The sequence below is a fragment of the Stenotrophomonas terrae genome, assembly GCF_001431465.1.
Lineage (GTDB): Bacteria > Pseudomonadota > Gammaproteobacteria > Xanthomonadales > Xanthomonadaceae > Stenotrophomonas > Stenotrophomonas terrae.
The window spans coordinates 72,375-85,684 of sequence record NZ_LDJJ01000010.1 but is presented as its reverse complement, the minus strand read 5'-3'; the positions used below and the strand labels follow the sequence as shown (position 1 = coordinate 85,684).

Annotated in this window: 10 protein-coding genes; 4 read left to right on the top strand and 6 right to left on the bottom strand. The window is 65.1% G+C overall.

All coding sequences use genetic code 11. The annotated features are described in order from the left end of the window. Positions 1-3: 3 nt before the first annotated feature. The 3 genes from ABB27_RS04295 to ABB27_RS04285 form a co-directional block, all read right to left on the bottom strand. Positions 4-1,464 carry a vWA domain-containing protein gene (locus ABB27_RS04295; protein WP_057626995.1) on the bottom strand — a complete coding sequence of 487 codons (1,461 nt, stop codon included), beginning with the start codon at positions 1,462-1,464 and terminating at the stop codon, positions 4-6. 329 nt (positions 1,465-1,793) lie between these two features. After that, a complete protein-coding gene (gene zapE / locus ABB27_RS04290; RefSeq protein WP_057626994.1) occupies positions 1,794-2,888 on the bottom strand; it encodes a cell division protein ZapE in 1,095 nt (364 codons plus the stop codon). 2 nt (positions 2,889-2,890) lie between these two features. Further along, positions 2,891-3,562 carry an alpha/beta hydrolase gene (locus ABB27_RS04285; protein WP_057627047.1) on the bottom strand — a complete coding sequence of 224 codons (672 nt, stop codon included), beginning with the start codon at positions 3,560-3,562 and terminating at the stop codon, positions 2,891-2,893. 62 nt (positions 3,563-3,624) lie between these two features. On the opposite strand from ABB27_RS04285, the gene ABB27_RS04280 reads away from it, so the two are divergent. Next, positions 3,625-4,485 carry an EamA family transporter gene (locus ABB27_RS04280; protein ID WP_057626993.1) on the top strand — a complete coding sequence of 287 codons (861 nt, stop codon included), beginning with the start codon at positions 3,625-3,627 and terminating at the stop codon, positions 4,483-4,485. Between the two features lie 255 nt (positions 4,486-4,740). On the opposite strand, the gene ABB27_RS04275 is transcribed toward ABB27_RS04280, so the two are convergent. The 3 genes from ABB27_RS04275 to ABB27_RS04265 form a co-directional block, all read right to left on the bottom strand. Next, positions 4,741-6,474 carry an ExeM/NucH family extracellular endonuclease gene (locus ABB27_RS04275; protein WP_057626992.1) on the bottom strand — a complete coding sequence of 578 codons (1,734 nt, stop codon included), beginning with the start codon at positions 6,472-6,474 and terminating at the stop codon, positions 4,741-4,743. Between the two features lie 107 nt (positions 6,475-6,581). Then, complete coding sequence (locus ABB27_RS04270) at positions 6,582-7,100, bottom strand: c-type cytochrome (RefSeq protein WP_057626991.1); 519 nt, start codon at positions 7,098-7,100, stop codon at positions 6,582-6,584. Positions 7,101-7,236: 136 nt separating this feature from the next. After that, on the bottom strand, positions 7,237-7,854 hold the full coding sequence (locus tag ABB27_RS04265) for a TetR/AcrR family transcriptional regulator (protein WP_057626990.1): 618 nt from the start codon (positions 7,852-7,854) through the stop codon (positions 7,237-7,239). Between the two features lie 144 nt (positions 7,855-7,998). On the opposite strand from ABB27_RS04265, the gene ABB27_RS04260 reads away from it, so the two are divergent. From ABB27_RS04260 to ABB27_RS04250, 3 genes are all read left to right on the top strand, one after another. Continuing rightward, positions 7,999-9,162 (top strand): isovaleryl-CoA dehydrogenase, encoded by a 1,164-nt coding sequence (locus tag ABB27_RS04260; RefSeq protein WP_057626989.1) that lies wholly within the window; start codon positions 7,999-8,001, stop codon positions 9,160-9,162. Between the two features lie 168 nt (positions 9,163-9,330). After that, positions 9,331-10,941, top strand: coding sequence for a carboxyl transferase domain-containing protein (locus ABB27_RS04255; RefSeq protein WP_057626988.1), 1,611 nt, complete (start codon positions 9,331-9,333; stop codon positions 10,939-10,941). A gap of 393 nt (positions 10,942-11,334) precedes the next feature. Further along, entirely contained in the window at positions 11,335-13,305 is a 1,971-nt protein-coding gene (locus ABB27_RS04250) for an acetyl/propionyl/methylcrotonyl-CoA carboxylase subunit alpha (RefSeq protein WP_057626987.1), read from the top strand. The last annotated feature ends 5 nt before the right edge of the window (positions 13,306-13,310 follow it).

Genomic DNA, 13,310 nt, shown 5'->3' with positions numbered 1-13,310 from the left:
GCCTCACCCCTTCGGCAACTGCGCCAGCTCCTCACGCACCAGCCGCACCACCAGCGTGTCCAGGGTATCGACCGAATAGTTCTCCACCTCATGCACGGTCTCACTGCCCGGCCCACTTGAGGGGTCACTTGCATCCTTGTAGGTGAGGAAGATGAAACGACCACCGGTGTACTGGGCGATCTGCCGCTGCGCGATCTCGCCGGTCGTGTCCTGGCCCGATGCGGCCACGCTCAACACCTTGATGCCCTTGCCCAACGCCGCCAGCATGGTCTGTTCGTAACGCGGCTGCGGGTAATCCATATGCGGTGGCGCGTCGGCCAGCGACACCAGCAGACGCGTGGTCGAGGTGCCGCGCCAGTTCATCGACTGCACCGCATGATCAAAAGCCTCGTTCATCGCTTCCGGATAGTCGCCACCGCCATTGGCCTGCACGCCATCCAGCGCCTTCTGGAAGGCAGCCACGTTGTTGCTCAGGTCCCAACCGCGCACGAAGTATTCGTCGCCACGGTCACGGTAGGTCACCAGTCCCAGGCAGATATCCGGATTGGACGGCAGCTTCGCGATATCGCGCACGATCCCCTGCAGGGAGTCACGCAGCTTGTCGATTTCATCGGCCATCGAGCCGGTGGCGTCGACCATGAACACCAGATCGAGTTTTGCCCGCGCTGGCAACGGCGCATCGGCCACTATCACCTGCAATGCATTCTTCTGCCCGCGCTGCAGGGCTGCGGTCACCGTCCTGCCGGCGCGCCGCACCTGCACCTGATAGCTGTCCGAATCACGGTCATCGAAAGCGTTGGGGTGCACCCACACCTGGCCACCGGCGTCGGTGCGCGCCCACATCCGTGCACCATTGCGGGCGCTTACCGCCACCTCCGCATCCGGCACTGGGCGGCCCTGCGCATCCACCACCTGTAGGCGCTGGCGCACGCTGACATCACGGCCCAGGTTGTTTGCTTCCTCGTGACCTTGCAGGAACTGCTGGAAGGCGGCGAAGTCGGCGTTGTCGTCGACCACACCGGCGGTAACCGCCACCTGCTGCTGGCGCACGGCACTGCTGCCGGAAACCGGCGCCATCGGCATTTCCGCAGCGGCGTAGCTGGCGTCAGCGGCCGCTTCGACGACGGCTGCAACAGGCGAAGGTGCGGGCGGTGCCGGTGGAGAAGGTGGCGCGATCATCTTCGCCACCGCATGGGTGCCATCACCACGCCGCAGCCGGGATTCTCCCGCAGCGATGTTGTGCTGCTGCGGCTTCGGGCTGGGATCGGCGACCTCGCGCAGTACCGGCGTATCGCTGCAGATGGTGGCAGCGGGCGCGTGGAAGTTGGGTTGAGTCTGGCGAGCGCGCTGCGTGGCCGGCGCCTTGAGATCACCGCTGCTCTCCGCGACCGGGAACGGGGTATGGCGAACCGCCGCTGCCACCGGCAGGCCGAGCAACAACGTCACTGCGGCGGCCAGCGCCATGCTGCGAACTGCCGGCCTGTTTACAAGCTTCGAGCTACCCATGATTCCTGCTCCATGCGAGCCGCGTGATGCGGCGTACGCGGATAGGAACGGATGTGGATGGGCAGTGGGGTTAAAGCAGGCACTCCGTAGTGCCGAGCCATGCTCGGCAGAGGCTTTACCGATAGCCCATGGTAGTGCCGAGCCATGCTCGGCAGAAGCATTCCCGGTAATGCCCATTGCCGAGCATGGCTCGGCACTACAGGGATGCTTTATCGGGAATGCCCCTTGCCGAGCATGGCTCGGCACTACAGGGGCTTGCTTGCCGAGCATGGCTCGGCACTACCGGCTCAGTGGCGGTGGGCGGTGCCCAGGTACTCGGCGCTCTGCATCTCGATCAGGCGGCTGGCGGTGCGTTCGAAGGCGCCGGCCAGGCGGGTACCGCTGTACAGCAGGGGCGGTGCGTCCTGCGCGGTGCAGACCAGGTTGACCTGGCGGTCGTACAGCTCGTCGATCAGGTTGACGAAACGACGTGCCGCGTCTTCGTTCATGCGATCGAAATGCGGGATGCCACCCAGCAGCACCGTGGTGAACTCACGCGCGATCTCGATGTAGTCCGCAGGACCGCGCGGGCCTTCGCACAGGGCGGCGAAATCGAACCAGGCGATGCTCTTGCCGCGGCCACGCACCGGGATCTTGCGGCCTTCGATCTGGATATTGCCGCCACGTGCCTCCTCGGCACCGCTCAGCTCCTTCCAGCGCCCGGCCAACCAGGCATCGCTGTCTTCATCCAGCGGTGCGCGGTACACCGGCGAGCGGGTCAGCGCGCGCATGCGGTAGTCCTCGGTGCCTTCGGCGTACAGCTCGACGCAATGCTTCTGCAGCAGCGCAATGGCCGGCAGGAAGCTGTCGCGTTGCAGGCCGTTGAGGTAGAGGTTTTCAACCGCGGTATTGGACGTGGTCACCAGGGTCACGCCCTCGGCGAACAGGCGCTCCAGCAGCCGCCCCAACAACATCGCATCACCAATGTCGGTGACGAAGAACTCATCCAGCACCAGCACGCGCAGCTTGTCGCGCCACTGCTGGGCAATCTTGGCCAACGGATCGCTCTGCCCCTGATGCAGGTGCAGCTGCTCATGGATGCCGCGCATGAAGCGATGGAAGTGGGTGCGGTACTTCTGCTCGATCGGCAGGCCGTCGTAGAACAGGTCGACCAGGAAGGTCTTGCCGCGGCCTACGCCACCCCAGAAGTACAGCCCCTTTACCGGCTCGGGCTTCTTCCAGAACGCCGACAGCCGGTCCAGCCAGCCTTCCTGCGCGCTGTCGACGATGGCCAGGTGGATGCGGTCCAGTTCGGCCAGGGCCGCATGCTGGGCAACATCATCGCGCCAGTCGCCGCGGGCCACGCCGGCGGCGTAGCGTTGTGAGGGGGTCATTGCATCCATGCTCAGTTGCTGCCGTCGGGCAGCCAACGCCGCACTTCATGCTGGATCGCGCCACGCAGGTCGATCAACTTGCGGTGGAAGAAATGCGAGGTATCGGGCATGCGCACCAGCTGCGGCGGATTGGGCAGCGACTCCAGCCATTGGTACACGCTGTGTGCATCCACGACCTCGTCGGCATCGCCCTGCACCACCAACCAGTTGGCCGGCGGCTGTACTTCGGAGAAATCCCAGGTGCGGCGGCCAACCGGCGGCGCGATCGAGATCAGCGCCTGCGGCTGCAGTTGTGCGGCGGCACGCAGCGACACATAGGCGCCGAAGCTGAAGCCGGCCAACCACAGCGCGGCGTCCGGGCGCTCACTGCGCACCCAGTTGACCACCGCGCGCAGGTCGTCGGCTTCGCCTTCACCGTTGTCGTAGGTACCGGCCGAGGCGCCGACGCTGCGGAAGTTGAAACGCACGGTGGTGATGCCCAGGTCGCGCAGCGCGCGCGAGACCATGGTGACCACCTTGTTGTGCATGCTGCCGCCCTCGATGGACAGCGGGTGGCAGATGACCGCGATGATGGGACGGGCAGCGGCCTCGCCATCAGGCAGGTCGACACCGACTTCCAGAGGACCGGCCGGGCCGTCCAACATCAGCGTCGCCGATTCGTGGGGGAATGGGAGAGTTTGCATGCGGCCATAATAGCGGCCCCGTCCGGCGGCTTCACGCCTGCCCTTCACAACTGTCCAAATCCATGCATTTCCTTGTCCTGAGTGTGATCTGCAGCGTTCTGGTATCGGTGCTGCTGAAACTGGCGCCGCGCCAAGGCATCGACATCCCCCAGGCGGTGACCTGGAACTATCTGGCCGCCACGGTGCTGTCGCTGTTGTTGCTCAAACCTTCGCTGCAGTCGTTGCAGAGCGCGCATACACCGTGGCTGGCCCTGCTTGGCCTGGCCGTGGCCTTGCCCGGCATCTTCCTGGTGCTGGCCGGCGCGGTGCGCGAGGCCGGCATCGTGCGCAGCGACGTGGCCCAGCGGCTGTCCCTGCTGCTGTCGCTGGCGGCCGCCTTCCTGCTGTTCGGCGAACAGGCCAATGGCTGGAAGCTGGCCGGCCTCGGGCTGGGCCTGCTGGCCATTGTTGGCGTGAGCGCGCGCAGCGGCGACGGCAAGGCCGCTGCGACACAAGGCTGGCGCTGGTTGCTTGGGGTCTGGGCAGGCTTTGCCTTGATCGACATCCTGCTGAAGCAGGTGGCTGCGGCCGGGACGCCTTCCACTGCCGCGCTGCTGGTGAGCTTCGGCATCGCCTTCGTACTGATGCTGGGCTGGCAGTTGCAACGGCATCTCAGCGGCCGCAGCCAGCTGACCCCGGCCAATCTGGTTTACGGCCTGCTGCTCGGCCTGCTCAACTTCGGCAACATCCTGTTCTACGTGCGCGCGCACCAGGCGCTGCCGGATAGCCCGGCAACGATCTTTGCCAGCATGAATATCGGTGTGGTGTGCCTGGGCGCACTGGTCGGCGTGCTGGTGTTCGGTGAGAAGACCAGCATGTGGAACCGCGTGGGTCTGGCATTGGCGGTGCTGGCGATTGCCTTGATTGCACGCGGGACACTTTGAGGGACTGCAGCTGCGGATCTTCTCCTATCCCCTTGTGGGAGAGGATGCCGAAGGCAGGAGAGGGGGCGGCGTAGCCGCTTGCTTGAGTAAGGTTGCCTGCGAAGAGCTACCCCTCTCCCCAACCCTCTCCCGCAAGGGGAGAGGGGGCAAAGCCCATCTGCTCACCCTCTCCTGGCACTTCCATCAAGCCAGCGAAAACGAACACGTCGCCAGAATCACCACTCGTTCCTGGCTCCTACCCTCAACTTCCTGCCATCAAGGCTCAAATCCCAGCAACAGCGGATCATGATCCGAGCTGCGCCACGGACCCGGCACGTTGCGGCCCTGGTAACCCATCTCGTCGGCCTCATCGGCATTGATATGCCACTCGGCTGCGCCCTTCAGCCGCGCGGCCATGCCAGGGCTCAACAAGGCATGATCGAGGCGGCCGGTCAGGCCGTTGTAGACATAGCTGTAAGGCTGCTGCACGCCGGCCACCTTGAACGCATCCTGCCAACCGTCGGCATTCAAGGTGCGGATCGGGTCTTCCATCGCATAGGCGTTGAAGTCGCCCAGCAACACCGCGTCGCGGCTGCCGCTGCCGGTGGGGTCGCCCTGCAACCAGGTGTGCAAGAGTTTGGCCGACTCGACCCGGGTCGCATTCCAGCAGCCCTGGCCATCATTGCGATCCGCATCGGCGCCGCTTGCTTCCGAGCAGCCCTTGGACTTGAAGTGGTTGGCCACCACCACGAACGGCGTGCCCTTGCGGCCCATGCGGAAGGCCTGCGCCAGCGGTACGCGGCTGCGCTCACCGAAGGGTTCGCGCTCCAGCACCGCCGGCTTGCCGAGCGGGCTTACTTTTGAAGCGCGGTAGATGATGCCGACGCGGATCGGATTGTCGCCGGGGCCTTGGCCGGCATCGACAAAGCGCCAGTCGCCGTCCTTGCCCTGCGCCGCATTGAGCGCACGCACCAGCTGATCGATCGCCGAACCCGGGCCGTAGCCGTCGTTCTCCAGTTCCATCAGCGCGGCGACGTCGGCATTGAGGCTGCCGATGGTGGTGATCAGCTTGGCCTGCTGTGCGGCCTGCTGCTCGGCGGTCTTGGCGCCGCGCAGGGTCGGATAGCCGCCCCCCTTGCCGTCACCATTGAAATAGTTCTCCAGGTTGAAGGCGGCAATACGCAGGCCGCCCGGTACGCTCGGCGCCTGCTGCGGGCGCTCTGCATCCACCTGCAGCGGCGCGGTCAGCTGCAGCCGGTAGCCACCGTCAAAACGCTGGTCGACGATGCCCTGCACGTCGCGCAGCTGGGCGCCGCTGCGCAGCAGCGCCTGCGCCGGCAGATAGGACACCGCGCCCGGCTCGCGCTTGCCGTTGGCATCATCCAAACGCAGCCGGCGGCGGTTGTTGTCGGCGATCACCGCCGCCTGCTCGGGGCTGCCGGCGGCGGCCACTTCGCTGGGCTGCCACAGGCGGCCACCGAAGGCCGCGGTCAGCTCGCCGTAACGCGACAGCTGGTCCTGCCCGGCCAGGGTCAGCCCGCCAGGAATGCGCACCTGCATCCCTTCCAGCGCCTCCCAGTTGGCCGGCGCCTCGCTCAACACCAGCGCTGCCGGCAGCGGCCGCGCGGTGGCCGGCTGGATGTTCTGCGCCTGCAGCGTGGTCAGGCTCTGCTCGCTCTTGCCGGCGGCCTGCTCTTCGACGGTACCGGTGATGCGCAGCCATTGCCCTACCTGCAGCGCCTGTTCCTTGGACACGCGCACGAATACGGCGTCGGAGGTGTTGCTATCGCCGTCACCGGCGTCCTGCACGAAGATGCCACCCAGCCCATCGCGCATGTCGGCAGTCACTGCGCCCTCGATGGTGACGGTCTTGCCCGCGTAGGGGCTGCGCTCGGTGGCGCCCTGCACGCTGCCGATCGGCAGCACGACGGGCTTGGAAGGGGCTGCCAGCGCCGCGCCGGAACAAGCGGCAGCCAAGGCCAGGGCAAGCAGGGTACGGGTACAACGCATGGACGCACTCCGGGAAAGACGGAAACAGAAGCGCCGCCCTGCTCGGGCGGCGCTGGCTATTCTGCAGCAATCGGGTCGGTTGCCAGCTGCGTGAGTCTGGCGGCTTTCTATTTCAGATTGGAGGTCATCCAATCCACGGCGGCGTGGATCTGCTCCTCGCTGAGCCCGGCATTGCCACCCTTGGGCGGCATGATGCCGCCGTCCGGACCGGTATAGCCCTCGATGGCGTGCTTGTAGAGGGTGTCCTTGCCCTGCGCCAGACGCTTGTCCCAATGGCTGTGGTCCAGCGTGGGGGCGTTGCCGACGCCACTGGTATGGCAGGCGGTGCACAGGTTGTCGAAGATGGTCTTGCCGTCCAGGGTGCCGCCGTAGGCGCCGCTGGCTGCAGCTGCAGCGGCGGCCGCAGCGGAGGCGGCGGCCTGCGCAGAGGCACCGGTAGCGCCGGCGTATACCGCACCGATCGGCGCGATGCGCTGCTCGATGCGCTTGGTCGCGGTCGGCGAGACTTCCTTGGGAATGGCGTGCTGCAGGAAAGACGCGAAGATGATCAAGCCAATCGTGATGATGGCCAGGATGGCGATCACGATGGAAAAGCGCTTCAGAAATTCAAGGTCGTAATTCCGCACGTCTCATCACCCCGGGCGAGTTGTCGGTGGACCAGCAGCTGCTGGGCGAGTATAGACCAGCGTCCGCCCGCCCCCGCAATGCCCTTCAACATGCGCACATCTGCGGCATCGCACCATCCGACGCCGCTGCAGGCACTCAGTGCGACAGCGTGGCACCTGCAGCGCGCAGGCACAGTGCGCTGATTGCAGTGACCAAGTGTTCGCCATCGCGCAGGCCATCACGGCTGGGCGCGGTGGGGCCGACCAGTGCTTCGGTGAAGGCACCGACGATGCAGGCAGCGCTGATGTCCAGATCCTGCGCCGGCAGCTCGCCTGCGCGCACGCCGTCTTCGAGAATGCGCTTGAACACATCGCCGAACAGACGCCGGCAACGGATACGTTCGGCTTCCACTTCCGGGTCCACCGGCTCGGCGATGAAGGCATAGGCCAGCCCGGGGCCGGCCATGGCACGGCGCACGAACGAGGCCACCGCCCGCTGCAGGCGCTGCGGTGCCGGCAAGGGCTCGCCGGCGATGGCGGCCAGGATCTCCAGCTCGTGCTCCACGGCGAAGGTCAGCACCTCCACGAACAGCTCGGCCTTGGACGGGAAATGCCGGTAAATCAGGCCGGTAGACACCCCCGCCTCGGCTGCCACCGCGGTGATCGGCGCATTCCTGTAGCCACCGGCTGCGACCAGCCGGCGGGCCGCCACCAAGATCCGCTCGCGGTTGCCCGCCAGCCGTTTTTCCATCAATTCCGAGCGCTTGTAAGCCATTTGTTGATTCTATGTTCAATTTTTGAATTTGTATTCACTTTTTACCCGGGAGCCGCTAGGCTGCGGGCAAACGCCCGTGCCGACGGCCTGCCCGTCACCCCATCCCGGTGCGACCCCTATTGCCACGCCGTACCGGAGCCAGTCATGCACGTCCCTACCCTGTCCTTTGATCTGGGCGAAGAAATCGACATGCTGCGCGAGAGCGTGGCGCAGTTTGCCGCCGCGCACATCGCCCCGCTCGCTGCCGAAGCCGACGCCAGCAACCACTTCCCCAACCAGCTCTGGCGCCTGCTCGGCGAACAAGGCCTGCTGGGCATGACCGTGGAAGAAGAATACGGCGGCAGCGGCATGGGTTACCTGGCACATGTGGTGGCGATGGAGGAGATCTCGCGCGCCTCCGGTGGCATCGGCCTGTCCTATGGCGCGCACTCCAACCTCTGCCTCAACCAGCTGCGCAAGAATGCCAGCGAGGCGCAGAAGCACAAATACCTGCCCAAGCTGTGCAGCGGCGAACACGTCGGTGCGCTGGCGATGAGCGAACCGGGCGCAGGGTCGGATGTGGTGTCGATGAAGCTGCGCGCCGAGCAGCGCGGCGATCACTACGTGCTCAACGGCAACAAGATGTGGATCACCAACGGTCCCGATGCCGACGTGCTGATCGTCTATGCCAAGACCGACCCGGACGCCGGCTCGCGCGGCATCACCGCCTTCATCATCGAAAAGGGCATGAAGGGTTTCTCCACCGCGCAGAAGCTGGACAAGCTCGGCATGCGCTCGTCCAACACCTGCGAGCTGGTGTTCCAGGATTGCGAAGTGCCGGCCGAGAACGTGCTGGGCAGCGTTGGTGGTGGGGTCAAGGTGCTGATGTCCGGGCTGGACTTCGAACGCGTGGTCTTGTCCGGCGGCCCGCTGGGTTTGATGTCGGCGGCGTTGGATGTGGTGCTGCCCTACGTGCACGAGCGCAAGCAATTTGGCGAAGCGATCGGCACTTTCCAGCTGATCCAGGCCAAGCTGGCCGATATGTATGTGGGCCTCAATGCTTGCCGCGCCTATGTATATGCGGTGGCCAAGGCCTGCGACCAGGGCCGCACCACCCGCCAGGACGCCGCCGGTGCCATCCTGTATTCGGCCGAGAAGGCGACCTGGGCGGCGGGCGAAGCCATCCAGATCCTTGGCGGCAATGGCTATATCAACGAGTACCCGGCCGGCCGTTTGTGGCGCGATGCCAAGCTGTATGAAATTGGCGCGGGCACTTCGGAAATCCGCCGCATGCTGATCGGGCGGGAGTTGTTCCAGAAGACCGCATGAATCCGCTTGAGCCCCTCTCCCTCCGGGAGAGGGGTTGGGGTGAGGGCTAGCGGCGAAGCCACTGCAGAACCTTATGTTCGCAGTGCTTCGCACTTACCCTCATCCGCCCCTCCGGGGCACCTTCTCCCAAAGGGAGAAGGGAAGATAAAAACCCAGGACCTGGCCGCCATGACCATACTCACCTCCCAGCTGCAACCCGGCAGTGACAGCTTCGAAGCCAACCGCGCCACGATGCAGCTGCAGGTCGATGATCTGCGTAAAACCCTCGACGCCACCGCCCGCGGCGGCAGCGATGCTGCCCGGGCCAAGCACACCGCGCGCGGCAAGCTGCTGGTGCGCGAGCGCATCGATGCTCTGCTCGATCCGGGCAGCGCCTTCCTGGAAGTTGCACCGCTGGCCGCGCACGGCATGTACGCCGATCCGGTGCCCGGTGCCGGCATGGTTGCCGGTATTGGTCGCGTGTCCGGGGTGGAATGCCTGATCGTCGCCAACGATGCCACCGTCAAAGGCGGCACCTACTATCCGGTCACGGTCAAGAAGCATCTGCGCGCGCAGGAAATTGCCCAGCAGAACCGCCTGCCCTGCATCTATCTGGTCGACTCCGGTGGTGCCTTCCTGCCGCTGCAGGATGAAGTCTTCCCCGACCGTGATCATTTCGGCCGCATCTTCTACAACCAGGCCAATCTGTCGGCGCAGGGCATTCCGCAGATCGCCTGCGTGATGGGCAGCTGCACCGCAGGCGGCGCCTATGTGCCGGCGATGAGCGATGAAACCGTCATCGTCAAGGAGCAAGGCACCATCTTCCTCGGCGGCCCGCCGCTGGTGAAGGCGGCGACCGGCGAGGTGGTCAGCGCCGAAGAACTGGGCGGTGCCGATGTGCATACGCGCATCTCCGGCGTGGCTGACCACATGGCCGACAACGACCTGCAGGCGCTGGCACGGGTGCGCGCCATCATCGCCAATTTGAACTGGCGCAAGCCGGATGCAGGTGTTGCGCTGCAGGCAAGCGAGGCACCCTTGTTCGATGCGCAGGAACTGTACGGAGTGATTCCCAGCGACACGCGCAAGCCCTACGACGTGCGCGAGGTGATCGCACGCATCGTCGACGGTTCGCGCTTCGATGAGTTCAAGCCGCGTTACGGCAACACCCTGGTCACCGGCTTTGCCCATGTGCACGGTCATCCGGTCGGCATCATTGCCAACAACGGCATCCTGTTCTCGGAGTCGGCGCTCAAGGGCGCGCACTTCATCGAGCTGTGCTGCCAGCGCAACATCCCGCTGCTGTTCCTGCAGAACATCACCGGCTTCATGGTCGGCCGCAAGTACGAGCACGGCGGCATTGCCAAGGACGGTGCAAAGCTCGTCATGGCGGTGGCCAATGCGCGGGTGCCCAAGTACACGGTGGTGATTGGCGGTTCATTCGGTGCTGGCAACTACGGCATGTGCGGGCGGGCCTATTCGCCGCACTTCCTTTGGATGTGGCCGAATGCGCGCATCGGGGTGATGGGCGGTGAGCAGGCGGCCAGTGTGTTGGCCACGGTCAAGCGCGATGGTATCGAGGCCAAGGGTGGTGCGTGGTCGGCCGAGGAAGAGGATGCGTTCAAGCAGCCTATCCGTGATCAGTTCGAGCAGCAGGGGCATCCGTATTACGCGAGTGCGCGGTTGTGGGATGACGGGGTGATTGATCCGGCTGATACGCGCCGCATTCTTGGTTTGGCGCTGGCGGCAAGTCTCAATGCGCCGGTGCAGGACACACGGTTTGGTGTGTTCCGTATGTGATGCACATGCAGTCTCCTCTCAAGACAATGCCAGGAACAAGAGCTTTCACTCCCCTACGGGGAGCGAGTCACTTTTCTTTGCTTGTGCAAAGAAGAAGTAACCAAAAGAAGCGCTTGTTCAACAGCCGAATAGCTGGTCAAGCACACCCTGCCTCCGCGCCCAGCACGCTGCGCGCGCCGGGTTCACTCCACCGATGGGATTTTTCGACACGACATCCCTGTCGTGGGGAAAAACGACGTGCATCCTTGCACGTCGCCCTTCGGGTATTTCCGACCGGCTCCGTCGCTGCGGAAGGGGCCCGTACAACCAATGCAAGAGCAAGAGCAACCGCAACAGCAACGGCGAAAGCCCTCGGCTCCTTCCCTGCCCGCGCGGCACATCGTGGATAAGACAATGTTCAACAAGATCCTGATCGCCAATCGCGGTGAAATCGCCTGCCGCGTTATTGCCACCTGCCGTCGCCTTGGCATCGCTACCGTCGCGGTGTACTCGGATGCTGATCGCAATGCGCGGCATGTGCGGCTGGCTGACGAGGCCATCCATATTGGTGCAGCGCCGGCTGCCGAGAGCTATCTGCGCGCCGAGGTCATTCTCGATGCTGCGCGGCGCAGCGGTGCGCAGGCCATTCATCCGGGTTATGGCTTTCTTTCCGAGAACGCGGGCTTCGCGCGTGCCTGTGATGCGGCCGGCATCGTCTTCATCGGGCCGCCGGCCAGTGCCATCGATGCGATGGGCGACAAGAGTTCGGCCAAGGCGCTGATGCAGACGGCCAACGTGCCACTGACGCCGGGTTACCACGGTGAGCGGCAGGAGCCGGCGTTTCTGCGGGCGCAGGCCGACGCGATTGGCTATCCGGTGTTGATCAAGGCCAGCGCCGGTGGTGGTGGCAAGGGCATGCGCAAGGTCGAGGCCAGCGCCGATTTCGAAGCTGCGCTGGCCAGCTGTCAGCGCGAGGCGCAGGCATCGTTCGGCAATGCGCATGTGCTGGTGGAAAAGTACGTCGAGCGTCCGCGTCATATCGAGATCCAGGTGTTCGGCGACAGTCACGGTGACGTGGTCTATCTGTTCGAACGCGACTGCTCGGTGCAGCGCCGTCACCAGAAGGTGCTGGAAGAAGCCCCCGCGCCCGGCATGACCTCTGAACGCCGCGCTGCGATGGGCAAGGCCGCTACCGATGCGGCGCGTGCGGTTGGCTATGTCGGCGCGGGTACGGTGGAGTTCATTGCCGGGCCGGATGGCGATTTCTATTTCATGGAAATGAACACCCGCCTGCAGGTTGAGCACCCGGTCACCGAACTGATCACCGGCACCGATCTGGTTGAATGGCAGCTGCGTGTGGCCGCAGGCCAGCCGCTACCAAAGACCCAGCAGCAGCTGCAGATCCACGGTCACGCGATCGAAGCGCGCCTGTATGCCGAAGACGCCGACCGCGGCTTCCTGCCCTCCACTGGCACCCTGCGCCATCTGCGCCTGCCACAGCCCAGCGCCCATGTGCGTGTGGATGCAGGTGTTGAGCAGGGCGACGCAATTACTCCGTACTACGATCCGATGATCGCCAAGCTGATCGTCTGGGACGTGGACCGCGACAGCGCCCTGCAGCGCATGCAGCAGGCCTTGGCGCAATGCCAGGTGGTCGGCGTGACCACCAATGCCGCCTTCCTGCGCCGGCTGGTACTGACCGGTTCTTTCCGCAGCGCCAACCTCGATACCGCCTTGATCGAGCGCGAGCGTGAGGCGCTGGATATCCATCACATCGCGGCGAGTGACGAAGACTGGGCTTTGGCCGCCGTGCTTGCCGTCAGCAGCGAGCAGCCACGCAGTGGTGACGCTTCACCCTGGGCAATCGCCGACAGCTGGCGGCTTACCGGACCGGCGGCACGGGCGGTGACGCTCGAACATCTGGAGCAGCGCCAGCAACTGCACGTCCGCGACACCGCCAAGGGCTGGCAGGTACGGCTCGGCGACGCGCTGATCGAGCTTGTCGGCAAGGCTGACAACGACGACTACGCCCTGCAGCTTGGCCAGCGTCTGCAGCGCGGCCAGGCGATCCGCGAAGGCAATACGCTGTATGTGTTCGGCACCGAACAGCAACAGCGCTTCAACATCCATGACCCGGTCGCCGAAGCCGATAGCAGCAACGATCACGGTGGCAGCCTGCTGGCACCGATGCCCGGCCGCGTCGTCACCCTGCTTGTGCAGCCGGGCAGCACGGTCAGTCGCGGCACGCCGCTGCTGGTGATGGAGGCGATGAAGATGGAGCACACCCTGCAGGCGCCAGCCGACGGCACCGTGCACGGCTTCCGCGCCAAGGCCGGCGATCAGGTGGCCGATGGCGCAGTGCTGGTGGATTTCGAGGCGGACTGAGCTAC